The sequence below is a fragment of the Carnobacterium maltaromaticum DSM 20342 genome (assembly GCF_000744945.1).
In the GTDB taxonomy this organism is placed as follows: Bacteria; Bacillota; Bacilli; order Lactobacillales; family Carnobacteriaceae; genus Carnobacterium; species Carnobacterium maltaromaticum.
The window spans coordinates 1227765-1245902 of sequence record NZ_JQMX01000001.1 but is presented as its reverse complement, the minus strand read 5'-3'; the positions used below and the strand labels follow the sequence as shown (position 1 = coordinate 1245902).

Here is an 18138-nt window from a genome sequence, read left to right as displayed (position 1 = left end):
AATGGGATTAAAAAAAGAGGTTCCAGATTGGAAAAATGCAGGAATTGAACCTTCAGAAAATTTAAAATCCGAAGGACATAAAGCAGGAGTTAAACCACCTGCTTCTTTGTTTAATTGGTTCTGGTACAAAGTTTCTGAATTTCTTTCTGAAATAAAAGAACGAGTCTATACAAAAGATGAGACATATACAAAAGAAGAAGTAGATGTCAACATTGCAAAAAAAGCAGATAAAAACTTATTTGAAAACCATACAAGTAATAAAAATAATCCACATAGTGTAGACAAAATCCAAGTAGGACTTTCAAATGTCGATAATAGTAAACAGGCTACAAAGGTAGAATTTGATAGTCACGTTGCTAGTAAGACCAACCCACATTCGGTTACGAAGGTACAGGTTGGACTAAGTAATGTTGATAATATTCAGCAGGCAACAAAAGCGGAATTTAATTCTCACAATACAGATACTACTAAACACATTACAGATACAGAGAGAATCAATTGGAATAGTAAAGCTACTGGAGATCATAGTCATAATTTTAGTGAAATAAAAAATGTGCCATCTGCTTCATCATCTATTTCAGGAATTACAAGGCTTGTTGATTCAGTTGTAAGTTCAGATATTTCATCCGCAGCTACTCCAAAATCAGTTAAAAGTGCATATGATGCAGCAAAATCTAGTGAAGCTCAATTAAATGTTCATGTTGCAGATAAAGGTAATCCACACGGTGTTACCAAAGCACAAGTTGGAATGAGTAACGTTGATAATATTCAGCAAGCAACAAAAGTTGAGTTTACAGCACATTCAACTAACAAATCCAATCCTCATGCTGTAACTAAAGCACAGATTGGACTAAGTAATGTCGATAACACTCAACAAGCAACTAAAGTAGAATTTACAGCACATATATCAAATGTTTCGAATCCTCATTCAGTCACGAAGGCGCAAGTAGGTCTTTCGAATGTTGATAATAGTCAACAAGCAACCAAAGTGGAGTTTAATTCACACGCTATGGATACTACTAAACACATTACTGCAGCAGAACGTGATAGTTGGAACGCTAAACAACCTGCGGTTACTGATACAGGCTGGGTTAATTTGGTTATGCAAAATGGATATACTGCATTAACTGCAAATCCATTAAAAATTAGAAAAATAGGGAATATTGTTCATCTTTGTGGAATGATAAATGCTCCAGGTTCTACAAATGGAAAAACAATTGCACTAATCCCTGCTATGTTCAGACCTTCTCAAGATGAAAATATAGATGCTACACTAGCTTATAATAATGCAGGAACTCAGAATGCCTCTTTTGTTACAGGACCTTCTAGGGATTTAACTTGCGTATATTCAACGATGACTAGTAATACAGTTGCGTTTAATGGAACATGGTTTGTTGGATAATAAATAGTAGAAAGTAGGTGGGGAATTGGTAGATGGTGAAGAACAATTATGGAGAGATATCCTTGTTAAATTAGCTCGCATCGAGGAACAAACTAAAGGACTTGATGAATTAACAAGGGATGTGAGTCGGGCTTTAGCAATTTCTAAAGAAAATCAAAAGGCAATCGTTGAAATGAAAGCAAATAATAAATGGGCTTGGGGGTTTATTATCACCATAGGTATTTCATTTATAACGTATTTCATTACAAGGTCTTAATTGAAAGGGGGTGGTTTGATGAAAGTTAATTGGAAAGTCCGTTTTAAGTCAAAAGCTTTTTGGCTCGCCATGATTCCATTGTTACTAGTATTAATTCAGCAAGTTCTTTCATGGTTTCAAATTGAATTTGCTAAAGAGTTAATTGAAAATGAAGTCATGCAATTTATTAATACACTGTTTTTATTGCTAGGTATTTTAGGGATTGTTAACGATCCGACTGTACCAGGTATTACAGACAGTGAACGAACATTAAAAAAGTAGCTCTCATTAATTTGGGGGCTATTTTTTATATCAAAAAAGGAGAGTGTAAAATGAAAAAAGTAAATAAAGTATTATTCAGTTTAACCCTGATTTTAGCTTTAATGTTCCCGACCGTTGCAGGTGCAGTGAGCGTTGAACAACGACTAATGCCGTTTGTGCCATCTACAGGCCTAAGTACAAATGAATTTGTTATTGCTCACGAATCGGGAAATAGTAATAACGCAGGGCCTGATTCTCTTGAACGAGAAATTTCTTTCATGTCAAATAATTTTAACAGTGCTTTTGTAAGCCATTGGGTTGGTGGTGGAGGTCGTGCGGTTCAGATTGCGCCAACTGGATTTATCCAATGGGGAGCAGGTCCAAGAGCGAACGGAAGAGCATATGCTCAAGTAGAGTTAGCTAGAACTAACAATGCTGAAACTTTCAAAAAAGATTATGTGACTTATGTTAATTTGTTACGTCAATTGGCTAAAGAAGCAAGAATTCCTGTTAGTCTAGATGGTTATGGCAAAGGTATTAAGTCTCATTTATGGGTAACTCAAAATTTAGGCGGAACAGATCATTCAGACCCTTATGCTTATTTAGCACAGTGGGGAATTAGCAAAGCTCAATTTGCTGCAGATGTGGCGAATGGTATTGGTTCATCTAATGAAGTGAACCCCGACCCAATTCAACCGCCAGTTAATCCAAGTCCACCAGTAACACCGAGCACAGGTAAAACTTTGAATTTACCAAGCACTGCAACAAGCTGGAGAATCTACGGATTAAATTCTAGTCCTGTTGCTGGTAACGAAGTTGGGTTCTTGAATCCTAGTCTTTTCGGCGGATTAAGTTATTCAATTCTTGCTGATCGAGGCAATGGTGTTTATGAAATTAATACAAGAGATTTTGGGCGAGTACAAATCTATGGTGCTGCTTCGACAGGAGCAACTGTAACTGGGGGAACGACAACAGCTCCGCCTACAAATACAAACGGTAGAATTAGCCAAACTGGCACTTTCTTCATGGATCGCACTATCAATGTTCGTCATGGTAGCCCTTCAATATCTGCACCAATTAAAGCTCAATATTTCGCTGGTGAAAACCTAACTTATGATAGCTATATTAAGTCAGAAGGCTATATCTGGTTATCTTACACAGTTGGAAGTCAACGCTATTATGTTGCTTGGAAAGTAATTGATGGTGAAGAATGGGGAATCATTAAGTAAAAAAAGCCACCTAAATTTAGGTGGCATACATAAAAGCGTTAATAGTTTTATCTAAATGGGCTAACTAATAAACTAGCTCCATATAAGCCTGACAATGTTCCATTTAAAAAAATAAGGGCATCTTTTTTTGTTATCAGAGAATTTGAAGAAGTCATTTGAAAGAGTAAGCTATTATCCAGCTTTGAAATTTCGCTATATTGACCTTTAATGAAATCATTATAGGCATTTAAAGTAGTGTAAGTTGAGTCAGTTTCATCAACCCATTCTTTAAAATCATAAGGAGCATAGTAAACTAAGTCGGTTTCGTGTTGATCGCACAACGTCCCATACTGTAGTGGGTCATTAGTCGCATTTTTAGAAAATGTCGTAGCAAATTCAGCTATATCTTTAGATTTATCAATTTTCATTTCTATACTTGGGATATTTAAAGGTTCATCTTGCTCGCCGTATTTGTCAATTAAATCATTAGTTTTATTGTTAATAAGATTTAATATTTGAGTAAAATAAGCATCCATAATGTGAGTATCTAAATCAGTTTTTAATAATAAGTTTTGTTGCAAGACTGTAGTGACAAATCCTAAATGATATAGTTCACTAGCCGGTTCCTTTAATTTATTTATTGCTCTTTCTACAGATGTTGTTCTTTCGAATAGCATAATAAAACCTCCTAATTAGTGTGATATAGTAATCATACCATAATTACCGATGCTTGATTAATTACAACAGAAGCTTATTTTTTCCTACTATATAATAGTCATAAAATGAGCCTACCAGCTAAAAATTATTTTGTGGTTCCGTCTGTGGTTCCGTTTAGTTGTCCACACTAGTCCATCATTGTCTTTTGCAAATAGATAAAATTTGTACAAACGAGGAAAACAAACTATTTTTGTCCTTCAAAGTCCACCATGGACCATTCGGAAAAATGATTAGCCTACAAAAAGAACATGTTTGCTTTATTAGGCAAACCTGGCTTTGAAGAATTAGCTAAAGAATTGAACGAACGTTTATAAAACAAGAATGAATTAATTAGATATCTCGAAATGATTAAAGTAGATTCAGGCAGTAGTCTGGGGCTGTCTTTGAACATTTCGAGATATTTTTATTTATATGGAGAATTCATTTTAATTTGTTAGGGTTAGCCTGATTTTTCTTATAGTAATATGTTTTTAAAGCTAGTGACAAGGTTTTAAAGCATATGGTACAATCGTCTTACTTATAAAAAACTAGTAAATTTAAACTTACTATAGAAGGAAAGAACTAAAAAAAGAATAGGGGAGCGATAAAGTGGGAAATAAAGTTGTGCTACATCAAGCAAAAACAAGTGATTTAGGTTTAATTGAAGGGATGCTCTATGAGACTGCAAGTTGGCTAAAATCGATAGGATCTAAGCAGTGGAATGGTGTTCTTGAGGGGAAAGATAATCATAATACTCCGCAAGCTATTGAAAGAGGTGAAGTATTTTATTGTACGATCAACGATGAACCAGTAGGAATGTTTATTTTATGGAGCAACCAGAGCGAATGGGATGCGCAATTATGGGGGGCAGAGGATTCGAGTCAGTATTTTTATTTGCATCGTCTTAACTTAGTTAGAAAATTTTCAGGACAGGGCATTGCAAATGAAATCTTAGCTGAAATTAAAGCATACAGTCAAAAAAAAGGAAAAAGTGGTGTTCGCTTAGATTGTATTTCAAGTAATGCTGTTTTAAATAAGCTTTATCAATCAGTAAATTTTGCCTTTTTAAAGACTATTTATGATCATGATGCAGGAGAACAAGTTGCTGACTTCAATTTGTATGAATATGACTGTAAATAAAAAACGAACGATGGAGATTTCTAAATGAAATATAGTTGTTTATAATTAAGGGAAATGGTGACATAAAACGAATTACTATAGCTTGTTTAAATGTTAATGTACGTTTTAATAAAAAAATGCATAAAAATAAGATTTTTCTATTGACCATTAAATAGAAACTTGGTATAGTAATTGATGTCGCTAAGAGCTAACAACTCTTTCAACGGCGTAAAAAAACTTTTTAAATTAAGTGTTGACAATTAGTTGCCTTATGTGATAATATTTTGAAGTCGCGTTGAATAAACGCAACTAAACGTTGAATAAATATTCAACAACAAAATAAAATATTCAAAAAAAGTTTTAAAAAGTGTTGACAACGAATTAACCATGTGTTAATATTTAGAAGTTGTCAAAACGACAAACGAAACAACTTAGACCTTTGAAAACTGAACAAAGTAAGACGAACCAAATGTGTAGGATGACTCAACAAGGTTGAGTCAAACAAGCAAGAAAGTGAATAATTATTCGCTAGCAAAAACTAATGAGCTTCAAGCATCATTTTATATGAGAGTTTGATCCTGGCTCAGGACGAACGCTGGCGGCGTGCCTAATACATGCAAGTCGAACGCACGAAGTTGAAGAGCTTGCTCTTTAACCAAGTGAGTGGCGGACGGGTGAGTAACACGTGGGTAACCTGCCCATTAGAGGGGGATAACATTCGGAAACGGATGCTAATACCGCATAGTTTCAGGAATCGCATGATTCTTGAAGGAAAGGTGGCTTCGGCTACCACTAATGGATGGACCCGCGGCGTATTAGCTAGTTGGTGAGGTAATGGCTCACCAAGGCAATGATACGTAGCCGACCTGAGAGGGTGATCGGCCACACTGGGACTGAGACACGGCCCAGACTCCTACGGGAGGCAGCAGTAGGGAATCTTCCGCAATGGACGAAAGTCTGACGGAGCAACGCCGCGTGAGTGAAGAAGGTTTTCGGATCGTAAAACTCTGTTGTTAAAGAAGAACAAGGATGAGAGTAACTGCTCATCCCCTGACGGTATTTAACCAGAAAGCCACGGCTAACTACGTGCCAGCAGCCGCGGTAATACGTAGGTGGCAAGCGTTGTCCGGATTTATTGGGCGTAAAGCGAGCGCAGGCGGTTCTTTAAGTCTGATGTGAAAGCCCCCGGCTCAACCGGGGAGGGTCATTGGAAACTGGAGAACTTGAGTGCAGAAGAGGAGAGTGGAATTCCACGTGTAGCGGTGAAATGCGTAGATATGTGGAGGAACACCAGTGGCGAAGGCGACTCTCTGGTCTGTAACTGACGCTGAGGCTCGAAAGCGTGGGGAGCAAACAGGATTAGATACCCTGGTAGTCCACGCCGTAAACGATGAGTGCTAAGTGTTGGAGGGTTTCCGCCCTTCAGTGCTGCAGCTAACGCATTAAGCACTCCGCCTGGGGAGTACGGCCGCAAGGCTGAAACTCAAAGGAATTGACGGGGACCCGCACAAGCGGTGGAGCATGTGGTTTAATTCGAAGCAACGCGAAGAACCTTACCAGGTCTTGACATCCTTTGACCACTCTAGAGATAGAGCTTTCCCTTCGGGGACAAAGTGACAGGTGGTGCATGGTTGTCGTCAGCTCGTGTCGTGAGATGTTGGGTTAAGTCCCGCAACGAGCGCAACCCTTATTACTAGTTGCCAGCATTTAGTTGGGCACTCTAGTGAGACTGCCGGTGACAAACCGGAGGAAGGTGGGGATGACGTCAAATCATCATGCCCCTTATGACCTGGGCTACACACGTGCTACAATGGATGGTACAACGAGTCGCAAGGTCGCGAGGCCAAGCTAATCTCTTAAAGCCATTCTCAGTTCGGATTGTAGGCTGCAACTCGCCTACATGAAGCCGGAATCGCTAGTAATCGCGGATCAGAACGCCGCGGTGAATACGTTCCCGGGTCTTGTACACACCGCCCGTCACACCACGAGAGTTTGTAACACCCGAAGCCGGTGAGGTAACCTTTTAGGAGCCAGCCGTCTAAGGTGGGATAGATAATTGGGGTGAAGTCGTAACAAGGTAGCCGTATCGGAAGGTGCGGCTGGATCACCTCCTTTCTAAGGAATATTACGGAAATCCCACACATTCGTTTTTACTTTGTTCAGTTTTGAGAGGTCTAACTCTCAAAACGATTCATCTCTATTCATTAGAGGTCAATCACATTTTGTTCTTTGAAAACTGGATACTGTTTAAAAAGTAATTAAAGTAAGAAACCGAGAAAACACCGCGTTTTAAATAAGTTTTTTAATTAGTTCTTATCGTAAGATAATGAATAAAATCATTGACTAACATCATGAGATTCCTTCGGGAATACCATCGATAAAAATTTTGTGCTAATGCGAAGCAATTCGAGGAAATGAGTGTTTGAGAAACGGAGCGTACTAGCGTACGTGAGTATCACAAAACACGAAATTAACGAAGAAGTGTGAAGTAGTAGTGCCAAAATTAGGTTAAGTTAATAAGGGCGCACGGTGGATGCCTTGGCACTAAGAGCCGATGAAGGACGGGACTAACTCCGATATGCTTTGGGGAGCTGTAAGTAAGCTTTGATCCAAAGATTTCCGAATGGGGGAACCCAGCATTTTTTATAGAATGTTACTGCTAGCTGAATACATAGGCTAGTAGAGGTAGACGCAGAGAACTGAAACATCTAAGTAACTGCAGGAAGAGAAAGAAAATTCGATTCCCTGAGTAGCGGCGAGCGAAACGGGAAGAGCCCAAACCAAAGAGCTTGCTCTTTGGGGTTGTAGGACACGACATTAAGAGTCATAAATGAGTTTTGTAGAAGAAGCGATCTGGAAAGGTCCGCCGAAGAGGGTAAAAGCCCCGTAATCGAAACAAAGTTCACTCTGTTGTGTATCCTGAGTACGGCGGAACACGAGAAATTCCGTCGGAATCCGCGGGGACCATCCCGCAAGGCTAAATACTCCTTAGTGACCGATAGTGAACCAGTACCGTGAGGGAAAGGTGAAAAGAACCCCGGAAGGGGAGTGAAAGAGCTCCTGAAACCGTGTGCTTACAAATAGTTAGAGCCCGTTAATGGGTGATAGCGTGCCTTTTGTAGAATGAACCGGCGAGTTACGATTACATGCGAGGTTAAGTTGATAAGACGGAGCCGTAGCGAAAGCGAGTCTGAATAGGGCGAATGAGTATGTGGTCGTAGACCCGAAACCAAGTGACCTACCCATGTCCAGGTTGAAGGTGCGGTAATACGCACTGGAGGACCGAACCCACGTATGTTGAAAAATGCGGGGATGAGGTGTGGGTAGCGGAGAAATTCCAATCGAACTTGGAGATAGCTGGTTCTCTCCGAAATAGCTTTAGGGCTAGCCTCGGAATTAAGAATCATGGAGGTAGAGCCACTGTTTGGACTAGGGGCCCTTCTAGGGTTACCGAATTCAGATAAACTCCGAATGCCATTGATTTATATCCGGGAGTCAGACTGCGAGTGATAAGATCCGTAGTCGAAAGGGAAACAGCCCAGACCACCAGCTAAGGTCCCAAAGTTACTATTAAGTGGAAAAGGATGTGGGGTTGCTTAGACAACTAGGATGTTGGCTCAGAAGCAGCCATCATTTAAAGAGTGCGTAATAGCTCACTAGTCGAGTGACCCTGCGCCGAAAATTTACCGGGGCTAAATAGTACACCGAAGCTGTGGATAGAACCTTAGGGTTCTATGGTAGGAGAGCGTTCTAAGGGCGTCGAAGCTAGACCGTGAGGACTAGTGGAGCGCTTAGAAGTGAGAATGCCGGTATGAGTAGCGAAAGACGGGTGAGAATCCCGTCCACCGTATGACTAAGGTTTCCTGGGGAAGGCTCGTCCTCCCAGGGTTAGTCGGGACCTAAGCCGAGGCCGATAGGCGTAGGCGATGGACAACAGGTTGATATTCCTGTACCAGTTTCTTTTGTTTGAACAATGGAGGGACGCAGGAGGCTAAGAAATGCGCACTGTTGGATATGTGCGTCTAAGCAATGAGTCTTGAGGTGAGTTAAATGCTTGCTTCTATACGGACAAGTTGTGATAGGGAGGGAAATTACAGTACCGAAGTTTCTGATGTCACACTGCCAAGAAAAGCTTCTAGTTAGAAAGAAATTGCCCGTACCGCAAACCGACACAGGTAGTCGAGGAGAGTATCCTAAGGTGTGCGAGAGAACTCTCGTTAAGGAACTCGGCAAAATGACCCCGTAACTTCGGGAGAAGGGGTGCTGATCGAAAGATCAGCCGCAGTGAATAGGCCCAAGCGACTGTTTATCAAAAACACAGGTCTCTGCAAAATCGAAAGATGACGTATAGGGGCTGACGCCTGCCCGGTGCTGGAAGGTTAAGAGGATTGGTTAGCTTCGGCGAAGCTAAGAATTGAAGCCCCAGTAAACGGCGGCCGTAACTATAACGGTCCTAAGGTAGCGAAATTCCTTGTCGGGTAAGTTCCGACCCGCACGAAAGGCGTAACGATTTGGGCACTGTCTCAACGAGAGACTCGGTGAAATTATAGTACCTGTGAAGATGCAGGTTACCCGCGACAGGACGGAAAGACCCCATGGAGCTTTACTGCAGTTTGATATTGAGTGTTTGTACAGCTTGTACAGGATAGGTAGGAGCCATAGAAGTCAGGACGCCAGTCTTGATGGAGGCATTGGTGGGATACTACCCTTGCTGTATGACCACTCTAACCCTAGCCACTAATCGTGGCTGGAGACAGTGTCAGACGGGCAGTTTGACTGGGGCGGTCGCCTCCTAAAGAGTAACGGAGGCGCCCAAAGGTTCCCTCAGAATGGTTGGAAATCATTCGTAGAGTGTAAAGGCAGAAGGGAGCTTGACTGCGAGACCTACAAGTCGAGCAGGGACGAAAGTCGGGCTTAGTGATCCGGTGGTTCCGCATGGAAGGGCCATCGCTCAACGGATAAAAGCTACCCTGGGGATAACAGGCTTATCTCCCCCAAGAGTCCACATCGACGGGGAGGTTTGGCACCTCGATGTCGGCTCATCGCATCCTGGGGCTGTAGTCGGTCCCAAGGGTTGGGCTGTTCGCCCATTAAAGCGGTACGCGAGCTGGGTTCAGAACGTCGTGAGACAGTTCGGTCCCTATCCGTCGCGGGCGCAGGAAATTTGAGAGGAGCTGTCCTTAGTACGAGAGGACCGGGATGGACACACCGCTGGTGTACCAGTTGTTCTGCCAAGAGCATCGCTGGGTAGCTATGTGTGGAAGGGATAAACGCTGAAAGCATCTAAGCGTGAAGCCCCCCTCGAGATGAGATTTCCCATCACGTAAGTGAGTAAGACCCCTGAGAGATGATCAGGTAGATAGGTTGGAAGTGGAAGTACAGCGATGTATGGAGCGGACCAATACTAATCGGTCGAGGACTTAACCAAGAAATAAACGGTGAAGAACGTTTCCAAAACAATTACTTTTTAAACAGTTCCAGTTTTGAGAGATCAAACTCTCTACAACTAAATAATTGAATCGCAGTTTAGTGTCGATGTAACCATCAACCTAAACAAGCATTTTTTATCAAATTGCAAGCTAATCAAGGATGTAACTGAGCGAACCCCGGAATGCACTAGTGTGCATGAGGAGTGGAGCAAAGGAAACAGACGCAGAGTAGCGCCGCAAGTTGTAAAAAAATTGTGTGGTGGCGATAGCGAAAAGGATACACCTGTTCCCATGCCGAACACAGCAGTTAAGCTTTTCAGCGCCGAGAGTAGTTGGGGGTTTCCCCCTGTGAGGGTAGGACGTTGCCACGCTGATCCAATACATTTAGTCAAAATATCCATTCATTTTGGGGGTTTAGCTCAGTTGGGAGAGCATCTGCCTTACAAGCAGAGGGTCAGCGGTTCGAGCCCGTTAACCCCCACCATGAGTCATTAGCTCAGTTGGTAGAGCATCTGACTTTTAATCAGAGGGTCGTAGGTTCGAATCCTACATGACTCATAACTAAACATTATAAAATGATTAGTTAATAGCCATATTTTAGCGGGTGTGGCGGAATTGGCAGACGCACTAGATTTAGGATCTAGCGTTGTAAGACGTGGGGGTTCAAGTCCCTTCACCCGCACTTTAACTTTTAGCCGGCTTAGCTCAGTTGGTAGAGCATCTGATTTGTAATCAGAGGGTCGAGGGTTCAACTCCTTTAGCCGGCACCATTTTTATTAAATAAATAATTGCGATGCGAAAGTAGTTCAGTGGTAGAACATCACCTTGCCAAGGTGGGGGTCGCGGGTTCGAACCCCGTCTTTCGCTTACTAGATTCGTCTAGGTTGCCCAGATTTCTTTGAAATCTGATCCACATTCCATGCCGGGGTGGCGGAACTGGCAGACGCACAGGACTTAAAATCCTGCGGTGAGTGATCACCGTGCCGGTTCGATTCCGGCCCTCGGCACCATTTGCACCCATAGCTCAATTGGATAGAGTACTTGACTACGAATCAAGCGGTTAGAGGTTCGACTCCTCTTGGGTGCATAGCTTTAGTAAGATTATAAAGCATAGTTTTTAAACGGGAAGTAGCTCAGCTTGGTAGAGCACTTGGTTTGGGACCAAGGGGTCGCAGGTTCGAATCCTGTCTTCCCGATTTATAAGTTAATAAGGGGCCTTAGCTCAGCTGGGAGAGCGCCTGCCTTGCACGCAGGAGGTCAGCGGTTCGATCCCGCTAGGCTCCACTTAGAAGACTTATAAACAATTAATTATTTTGGCGGTGTAGCTCAGCTGGCTAGAGCGTCCGGTTCATACCCGGGAGGTCGGGGGTTCGATCCCCTTCGCCGCTATTATATTTTTAAAAAGGCCTTATATTGGACCTTTAGCTCAGTTGGTTAGAGCAGACGGCTCATAACCGTCCGGTCGTAGGTTCGAGTCCTACAAGGTCCATAGATAGTTTATTTCTATTGAAAGCCTTGTGATTATTTATTCCGGAGGATTACCCAAGTCCGGCTGAAGGGAACGGTCTTGAAAACCGTCAGGCGGGTAAAACCGTGCAAGGGTTCGAATCCCTTATCCTCCTTAGTTTTAAATTTATACCTTTCAGTAGCTTGCAAAGAAAGCTACAATTATCGCGGGGTGGAGCAGTTGGCAGCTCGTCGGGCTCATAACCCGAAGGTCACAGGTTCAAGTCCTGTCCCCGCAATTTCTTTAAAACTTATGTTGAAAAGAAAAGTGACGTAATACATTAAAAACAATTTGGTTTGGTAGTTCAGCTGGTTAGAATGCCTGCCTGTCACGCAGGAGGTCGCGGGTTCGAGTCCCGTCCAGACCGTTTTAAATTTTTTATGGCTCAGTAGCTCAGTTGGTAGAGCAATGGATTGAAGCTCCATGTGTCGGCAGTTCGATTCTGTCCTGCGCCATTTTATAATGCGGGTGTAGTTTAGTGGTAAAACCACAGCCTTCCAAGCTGTTGTCGCGAGTTCGATTCTCGTCACCCGCTTTTTGGGCCTATAGCTCAGCTGGTTAGAGCGCACGCCTGATAAGCGTGAGGTCGATGGTTCGAGTCCATTTAGGCCCATTATAAAAAATTATTATTACTTGGGGAAGTACTCAAGCGGCTCAAGAGGTGCCCCTGCTAAGGGTATAGATCGCGTAAGCGGTGCGAGGGTTCGAATCCCTCCTTCTCCGTATCTTTTATATTAAGGCCCGTTGGTCAAGCGGTTAAGACACCGCCCTTTCACGGCGGTATCACGGGTTCGATTCCCGTACGGGTCATTTTAGATTTATCTAAAAAAATAGTTGCATTAAATGGTACTTGTATTATATAATGTAGAAGCTGGTTTTTATGGAGGATTACCCAAGTCCGGCTGAAGGGAACGGTCTTGAAAACCGTCAGGCGGGTAAAACCGTGCAAGGGTTCGAATCCCTTATCCTCCTTAGTTTTAAATTTATACCTTTCAGTAGCTTGCAAAGAAAGCTACAATTATCGCGGGGTGGAGCAGTTGGCAGCTCGTCGGGCTCATAACCCGAAGGTCACAGGTTCAAGTCCTGTCCCCGCAATTTCTTTAAAACTTATGTTGAAAAGAAAAGTGACGTAACACAAAAACAATTTGGTTTGGTAGTTCAGCTGGTTAGAATGCCTGCCTGTCACGCAGGAGGTCGCGGGTTCGAGTCCCGTCCAGACCGTTTTAAATTTTATATTTTATAAACTACTGCGGGTGTAGTTTAGTGGTAAAACCACAGCCTTCCAAGCTGTTGTCGCGAGTTCGATTCTCGTCACCCGCTTTTTTTTTGGGCCTATAGCTCAGCTGGTTAGAGCGCACGCCTGATAAGCGTGAGGTCGATGGTTCGAGTCCATTTAGGCCCATTATAAAATTATTGGATTTGGGGAAGTACTCAAGTGGCTCAAGAGGTGCCCCTGCTAAGGGTATAGGCCGCGTAAGCGGTGCGAGGGTTCGAATCCCTCCTTCTCCGTATCTTTTATATTAAGGCCCGTTGGTCAAGCGGTTAAGACACCGCCCTTTCACGGCGGTATCACGGGTTCGATTCCCGTACGGGTCATAAAAAGAACTTTCAATTGAAAGTTCTTTTTTTTGTACAAAATAAAAGAGCTAGTTCCTTCGTCTTCTTTAAGGAAGATGAAGGAACTAAACTCTATTTTTTATTTTAATAATATGGTCAAGCTAGCAATCAGAATATAGGTAAGTTGAAACAGCAATAATGTTTTGAATTTAATACTAGTAGAATATTTAGCACGATTTGGTTTCATAATAACAATCAAACGAAGTGCGATAGGTAAGGTTAAAAGTTGTAGCCATAAATAAGGATAGGTTGTTTTGAAAATAAAGAATATAACTAGATTAGATAAATAGAGGAGAGTAAGAATCGCTATAAAAATTAAATGATTTTGTTTATTTACTTCTGGTGTTTTATTAGAAAGGACGACATCCTTAGTAAATGAAACAAGTAAAGCTAATAATATCAGTGAAATACTCCAGTAATATAGATTTTGACTAATAAATTTAGCTTGAATAAAGTAGCTTAGATAAGTTATTATCCCACCTTTAAAGAAACTATTTAGAATCAGACCATAGAGCGTCTCAGTCAAATTATAAGGGAAAAACTGAAAATGAATGGCAAAAAGATAAACAATCATAAGCAAGAAGACTAGGTAATTTAGTTGGAAAATAAAATAAATACTAAGAATAATTGCTAAAAGTTCAAATAAAATTAAAGGAAACAAGCGAATAGGCTGTTGTTTTTTTACATAGTTGCTTAAAATAGTTTCAATAAACTGTGTGGCCAAAATAAAAAGATAAAAGAAAAAGAAATTTAGCCAGTGAATTTTTGTAAACTGTAAGGCGTACAATGTCCCAAATAAAATAGCAGAGATCGGATTAATGAAAATTAAAAATAGTGGATGATAGAATAAATTATTTTTGATAGATTGAAACAAATAAAAACCTCCTGAATCACATTTAATACTCTAACCTATCTTACCAAAAAAAGAGAAAAAGTACAGTATAAAATAAAAGCTCGTTGAACTGCTTAGCTCTGGCAGAAAAATAGATAATTTTAGTAGGAAAGTTTAAAAAAAGGAGAAAAAAGGAAAGGAATCTGTTATAATGACTAAGTTACAAAGATTTCCCGAAAGGATTCGTAAGCAATTACGGAGGCGCCTTGTAACCGAAATGATAAAGGGGGAAGATGATAGATGATGGAAAGAAGACTTTTTACTTCTGAATCTGTTTCAGAAGGTCATCCAGATAAAATTGCTGATCAAATCAGTGATGGTATTTTGGATGCAATTTTAGCGAAAGACCCAGATGCCCGTGTTGCCTGTGAAACAACTGTTACAACAGGTTTAGTATTGGTAGTTGGGGAGATATCAACATCAACCTATGTTGATATTCAAAAGGTTGTACGTAACACAATTCGAGGAATTGGGTATACCCGTGCAAAGTATGGATTTGATGCAGATACTTGTGCTGTAATGGTTGCAATTGATGAACAATCAAGTGATATTGCGCAAGGTGTAGACGATTCAGTTGAGTTTAAGGCCGACGAAGAAGATAAATTAAATCAGATTGGTGCTGGAGATCAAGGCTTAATGTTTGGCTTTGCTATCGATGAAACCCCTGAGTTAATGCCTCTTCCAATTGCACTTAGCCATAGACTGACAAAACGTTTAGCCACTGTGAGAAAAACAGGGTTAGTTAGTTATCTACGTCCTGATGCGAAAGCTCAAGTTACAGTTGAATACGATGAGTTAGGGAAACCTTTCCGTGTGGATACAATTGTTATTAGCACACAACATCACCCAGATACAGAAATATCAGAATTAAAAAAAGATATATTGGATTTGGTCATTAATGAAGTGATTCCTAGTGAATTATTAGATGCTGAAACAAAATATTTTATTAACCCAACTGGGCGATTTGTTATTGGAGGACCACAAGGCGATTCAGGTTTAACTGGTCGTAAGATTATCGTGGATACCTATGGTGGCTATGCACGTCATGGTGGTGGTGCTTTTTCTGGTAAAGATCCAACCAAAGTTGATCGTTCTGCAAGTTACGCAGCTCGTTATATTGCTAAGAATATTGTTGCAGCTGGATTTGCTACAAAATGCGAAGTTCAATTAGCTTATGCTATTGGAGTTGCTCAGCCTGTGTCAATAGCTATAGACACTTTTGGTACTGGAACGGTTAGTGAAAGTGAATTAATTAAAGCTGTTCGAGCTAATTTTGATTTACGTCCTGCCGGAATTATTAAAATGTTAGACTTACAAAGACCTATTTATCAGCAAACAGCTGCATATGGACATTTTGGTCGTACAGATATAGATTTAACTTGGGAAGCAACAGATAAAGTTGAAGCTCTTAAGGCAAGTATTGGAAAATAAATAAAGTATTTAAGAGGCGGTCTTTATCAGGCGAATTCCTGATAAAGATCGTTTTTAAAATAGATTTTTAACTAAGTAGACTAAACGAGCTAAAACATCAGAAACCTCAAATTAGCTGTATAATTAAACAGCTTTTGAAAATTACTTAGACTAGATTCAACTGTTACTAAATAGAAAGAGGGTTTGAAATGGAGACAAAGAAAAAACAAACAAATGTCCTACTAGTTACAATTGCGATTTTTGTAGGAACATTTATGACAGCTGTGGAAGGAACGATAGTATCAACAGCAATGCCAACAATTGTTGGTAGTTTAGAAGGTATGGCCATCATGAATTGGGTATTTTCAATTTATTTATTAACGAACGCAATGATGACGCCAGTATATGGTAAATTATCTGATATGATTGGGCGTAAACCGATCTTTATTATAGGAGCAATTATTTTTGTTATCGGTTCATCATTATGTGGATTAGCTCAAACAATGGATCAATTAATTCTATTTAGAGCTATTCAAGGTATTGGCGCAGGAGCGATTATGCCTGTATCATTTACAATTATTGCGGATATTTATCCCTATGAAAAGCGTGCTAAAGTAATGGGAATGAACGGAGCTGCATGGGGAATTGCTGGGATTTTTGGACCTTTATTGGGTGGTTTCATTGTTGATCAATTAAGTTGGCATTGGATCTTTTACATTAATGTTCCAGTTGGAATTATCACCATTATTTTAATTGCTTTATTTTTACATGAAGATTTTAGTTTTGAGAAAAAACCAATTGACTTTTTAGGCTGTTTTTCTTTAATGGCAGCTTTATTATTTTTACTTTATGGTTTCCAAATTGTTGGTGATACGGGAGAATTTTCAGCATCAATGGCTGGTGTTTTCGCGTTAGCGGTTGGAATGTTTGCCTTGTTTATTTTTGCTGAAAAACGAGCAATTGACCCGATTATTCCGTTGAGTTTGTTTAATAATCGAACTTTTGTGATTCAGAATATTGTCGCTGCTTTAGTCAGTGGATTTTTAATTGGGATTGATGTGTACATTCCGATGTGGATGCAAGGTCTATTGGGAATGAAGGCAGCAATGGGTGGATTTGCAATAACGCCAATGTCTTTAACTTGGATTATTGGTTCATTTATAGCTGGTCGAGTCATTTTAAAACATCCAGTTAAGTCGATTTTATCTAGTAGTTTAGTGATTGTTGGAATTAGTGGTCTGATGATGGTTTTAGCTCCAATGACAACACCATTTGCCTTTTTCTTATTGGTAACAGCGATTATTGGTATTGGAATGGGAATCACGATTACAACGACGACTGTAACAGCTCAAAGTGTTGTTCCACAAGATCAAATTGGTGTTGCAACGTCTTCAAATACACTATTTAGAATTTTGGGACAAACAGTGATGGTTTCTGTTTATGGAATTGTTTTAAATAGTTCGATTGCAAAACATATTGCTGCTCAGACAGTAGATGGGGTTAACGAAAAAATGATGAATAAGTTAATTAATCCACTGACGGCTGTTGATTTAGATCCTAAAATTGTTCAACCATTACGTGAAATTTTGTATGATGGGTTGCACAGTGTCTTTATTTTAGCATTAGTTGTGGTTGTTTTAGCTTTTGTAATCAATCAGTTTGATAAAAAGAATGCGCCAAAAATTAGTGTTTAAAAAAAAGAACCACAACTAGCATTTTTAGCTAGTGTGGTTCTTTTTATTTCTTTTCGATAGCAAGTAAAAAAGGGGGCTGGTTGCGTTGATTAATAAAACCATATTGTAAGACATTGAATTCTTCTTGTGGAAGTGTTTGGCAGTAATTTAAAACCGCATCTTTTTCTGCTAGCCCACCATCATGACCATAATAAACGACTATAACAACTAAGCCTGTTTTTCTTAATCGTGGTAAAATGTGTTCGATTGCTAAAAGGGTCGTATCAGCTTGTGTAATGATTGATTTATCACTTGTAGGTAAATACCCTAAATTGAAAATAGCAGCAGCTATTTGACTGTTTTTAGGCAAAACAGAGTCAATTGTTTCATGACCTTGTTGAAATAATTCAACTTGTTCAGTTAAACCAGTTAATAACAGTTTTTGCTGAGTCGTTTCGATGGCCTCTTTTTGAATATCAAATCCGAAAACTTTACCAAAAGGACCTACTAAAGAAGCTAAAAAAACAGTATCCCCACCATTACCAACTGTAGCATCAATAACAGAATCACCATTAGTAATGGCTTGTTTTAAAAGTGTATGACTATAGTGCATAGCACGTTCTAACATGTGATGACCTCCTAAATAAAAAGTTTGTTGAACCGCATAGGTCTGGCAGAAAAATAGGAAA

The 18138-nt window shown here is 40.4% G+C and carries 10 protein-coding genes, 26 tRNA genes, 3 rRNA genes and 1 riboswitch; of the genes, 36 read left to right on the top strand and 3 right to left on the bottom strand.

Translation table 11 applies throughout. The features are described from left to right. The first annotated feature begins 1 nt into the window (after position 1). Genes BR77_RS05955 through BR77_RS05940 form a run of 4 tightly spaced genes read left to right on the top strand, consistent with a single transcriptional unit; the run spans position 2 to position 3127 of the window. Entirely contained in the window at positions 2–1402 is a 1401-nt protein-coding gene (locus BR77_RS05955) for a tail fiber protein (protein WP_035064220.1), read from the top strand. A gap of 25 nt (positions 1403–1427) precedes the next feature. Continuing rightward, positions 1428–1658, top strand: a complete 231-nt coding sequence (locus BR77_RS05950) for a hemolysin XhlA family protein (RefSeq protein WP_035064217.1) — start codon at positions 1428–1430, stop codon at positions 1656–1658. 18 nt (positions 1659–1676) lie between these two features. Then, on the top strand, positions 1677–1919 hold the full coding sequence (locus tag BR77_RS05945; protein ID WP_035064214.1) for a phage holin: 243 nt from the start codon (positions 1677–1679) through the stop codon (positions 1917–1919). A gap of 50 nt (positions 1920–1969) precedes the next feature. After that, positions 1970–3127, top strand: a complete 1158-nt coding sequence (locus BR77_RS05940) for an SH3 domain-containing protein (RefSeq protein ID WP_051926665.1) — start codon at positions 1970–1972, stop codon at positions 3125–3127. Positions 3128–3174: 47 nt separating this feature from the next. Here the strand turns inward: BR77_RS05940 and BR77_RS05935 are convergent, their stop codons facing one another. Then, a complete protein-coding gene (locus BR77_RS05935; protein ID WP_035064211.1) occupies positions 3175–3783 on the bottom strand; it encodes a hypothetical protein in 609 nt (202 codons plus the stop codon). A 628-nt stretch (positions 3784–4411) separates the two neighbouring features. On the opposite strand from BR77_RS05935, the gene BR77_RS05930 reads away from it, so the two are divergent. The 30 genes from BR77_RS05930 to BR77_RS05785 all read left to right on the top strand — a co-directional run bounded on the left by BR77_RS05930 (position 4412) and on the right by BR77_RS05785 (position 13453). After that, entirely contained in the window at positions 4412–4942 is a 531-nt protein-coding gene (locus BR77_RS05930; protein ID WP_015075876.1) for a GNAT family N-acetyltransferase, read from the top strand. 539 nt (positions 4943–5481) lie between these two features. Then, positions 5482–7036, top strand: a 16S ribosomal RNA gene (locus BR77_RS05925). 391 nt (positions 7037–7427) lie between these two features. Next, positions 7428–10349 (top strand): 23S ribosomal RNA (locus tag BR77_RS05920). 256 nt (positions 10350–10605) lie between these two features. Beyond that, positions 10606–10721 (top strand): 5S ribosomal RNA (rrf, locus tag BR77_RS05915). Together the 16S, 23S and 5S rRNA genes with 26 tRNA genes alongside form the textbook arrangement of a ribosomal RNA operon. 37 nt (positions 10722–10758) lie before the next feature. Next, positions 10759–10834 (top strand) — tRNA-Val (locus tag BR77_RS05910). Position 10835: 1 nt separating this feature from the next. Next, a tRNA-Lys gene (locus BR77_RS05905) sits at positions 10836–10908 on the top strand. 42 nt (positions 10909–10950) lie between these two features. Beyond that, a tRNA-Leu gene (locus BR77_RS05900) sits at positions 10951–11032 on the top strand. A gap of 12 nt (positions 11033–11044) precedes the next feature. Further along, positions 11045–11120, top strand: a tRNA-Thr gene (locus tag BR77_RS05895). A gap of 25 nt (positions 11121–11145) precedes the next feature. Next, positions 11146–11217: transfer RNA gene (locus BR77_RS05890), tRNA-Gly, on the top strand. A gap of 54 nt (positions 11218–11271) precedes the next feature. Then, positions 11272–11360 (top strand) — tRNA-Leu (locus tag BR77_RS05885). A 3-nt stretch (positions 11361–11363) separates the two neighbouring features. After that, a tRNA-Arg gene (locus BR77_RS05880) sits at positions 11364–11437 on the top strand. Between the two features lie 35 nt (positions 11438–11472). After that, positions 11473–11546 (top strand) — tRNA-Pro (locus BR77_RS05875). Positions 11547–11561: 15 nt separating this feature from the next. Beyond that, positions 11562–11634: transfer RNA gene (locus BR77_RS05870), tRNA-Ala, on the top strand. Between the two features lie 31 nt (positions 11635–11665). Continuing rightward, a tRNA-Met gene (locus tag BR77_RS05865) sits at positions 11666–11739 on the top strand. Between the two features lie 26 nt (positions 11740–11765). Continuing rightward, positions 11766–11839 (top strand) — tRNA-Ile (locus BR77_RS05860). A 43-nt stretch (positions 11840–11882) separates the two neighbouring features. Beyond that, positions 11883–11972 (top strand) — tRNA-Ser (locus BR77_RS05855). A gap of 50 nt (positions 11973–12022) precedes the next feature. Further along, positions 12023–12095 (top strand) — tRNA-Met (locus tag BR77_RS05850). Positions 12096–12150: 55 nt separating this feature from the next. Next, a tRNA-Asp gene (locus tag BR77_RS05845) sits at positions 12151–12224 on the top strand. Positions 12225–12239: 15 nt separating this feature from the next. Further along, positions 12240–12312 (top strand) — tRNA-Phe (locus BR77_RS05840). Between the two features lie 9 nt (positions 12313–12321). Then, a tRNA-Gly gene (locus BR77_RS05835) sits at positions 12322–12392 on the top strand. 4 nt (positions 12393–12396) lie between these two features. After that, positions 12397–12470: transfer RNA gene (locus tag BR77_RS05830), tRNA-Ile, on the top strand. A 22-nt stretch (positions 12471–12492) separates the two neighbouring features. After that, positions 12493–12580 (top strand) — tRNA-Ser (locus BR77_RS05825). A gap of 15 nt (positions 12581–12595) precedes the next feature. Then, positions 12596–12667, top strand: a tRNA-Glu gene (locus BR77_RS05820). Between the two features lie 72 nt (positions 12668–12739). Continuing rightward, positions 12740–12829, top strand: a tRNA-Ser gene (locus BR77_RS05815). Positions 12830–12879: 50 nt separating this feature from the next. Next, positions 12880–12952 (top strand) — tRNA-Met (locus BR77_RS05810). A gap of 52 nt (positions 12953–13004) precedes the next feature. After that, positions 13005–13078 (top strand) — tRNA-Asp (locus BR77_RS05805). A 28-nt stretch (positions 13079–13106) separates the two neighbouring features. Next, positions 13107–13177: transfer RNA gene (locus BR77_RS05800), tRNA-Gly, on the top strand. Positions 13178–13185: 8 nt separating this feature from the next. Next, a tRNA-Ile gene (locus BR77_RS05795) sits at positions 13186–13259 on the top strand. A gap of 19 nt (positions 13260–13278) precedes the next feature. Continuing rightward, positions 13279–13366: transfer RNA gene (locus tag BR77_RS05790), tRNA-Ser, on the top strand. A gap of 15 nt (positions 13367–13381) precedes the next feature. Beyond that, positions 13382–13453 (top strand) — tRNA-Glu (locus tag BR77_RS05785). A gap of 100 nt (positions 13454–13553) precedes the next feature. Here the strand turns inward: BR77_RS05785 and BR77_RS05780 are convergent. Further along, a complete protein-coding gene (locus tag BR77_RS05780) occupies positions 13554–14348 on the bottom strand; it encodes a UbiA prenyltransferase family protein (protein ID WP_015075877.1) in 795 nt (264 codons plus the stop codon). Between the two features lie 173 nt (positions 14349–14521). Continuing rightward, positions 14522–14609, top strand: a riboswitch (SMK box riboswitch). On the opposite strand from BR77_RS05780, the gene metK reads away from it, so the two are divergent. Together metK and BR77_RS05770 are read left to right on the top strand one after the other, a co-directional pair. Next, positions 14607–15797: a methionine adenosyltransferase gene (metK, locus tag BR77_RS05775; RefSeq protein ID WP_010050173.1), complete on the top strand. Its 1191-nt coding sequence runs from the start codon at positions 14607–14609 to the stop codon at positions 15795–15797. (Overlaps the previous riboswitch by 3 nt.) 188 nt (positions 15798–15985) lie before the next feature. Beyond that, positions 15986–17470, top strand: coding sequence for an MDR family MFS transporter (locus BR77_RS05770; RefSeq protein WP_010050171.1), 1485 nt, complete (start codon positions 15986–15988; stop codon positions 17468–17470). Between the two features lie 43 nt (positions 17471–17513). Here BR77_RS05770 and mnmM read toward each other — a convergent pair whose 3' ends face one another. Then, positions 17514–18077, bottom strand: a complete 564-nt coding sequence (gene mnmM / locus BR77_RS05765; RefSeq protein WP_010050168.1) for a tRNA 5-(aminomethyl)-2-thiouridylate-methyltransferase MnmM — start codon at positions 18075–18077, stop codon at positions 17514–17516. Positions 18078–18138 lie beyond the last annotated feature (61 nt).

Excerpts from the sequence above, each read along its gene's own strand:
- BR77_RS05945 (WP_035064214.1), top strand. The coding sequence starts at position 1,677 with ATGAAAGTTAATTGGAAAGTCCGTTTTAAGTCAAAAGCTTTTTGGCTC.
- mnmM (WP_010050168.1), bottom strand. The coding sequence starts at position 18,077 with ATGTTAGAACGTGCTATGCACTATAGTCATACACTTTTAAAACAAGCC.
- BR77_RS05770 (WP_010050171.1), top strand. The coding sequence starts at position 15,986 with ATGGAGACAAAGAAAAAACAAACAAATGTCCTACTAGTTACAATTGCG.
- BR77_RS05955 (WP_035064220.1), top strand. The coding sequence starts at position 2 with ATGGGATTAAAAAAAGAGGTTCCAGATTGGAAAAATGCAGGAATTGAA.
- BR77_RS05935 (WP_035064211.1), bottom strand. The coding sequence starts at position 3,783 with ATGCTATTCGAAAGAACAACATCTGTAGAAAGAGCAATAAATAAATTA.
- metK (WP_010050173.1), top strand. The coding sequence starts at position 14,607 with ATGATGGAAAGAAGACTTTTTACTTCTGAATCTGTTTCAGAAGGTCAT.
- BR77_RS05940 (WP_051926665.1), top strand. The coding sequence starts at position 1,970 with ATGAAAAAAGTAAATAAAGTATTATTCAGTTTAACCCTGATTTTAGCT.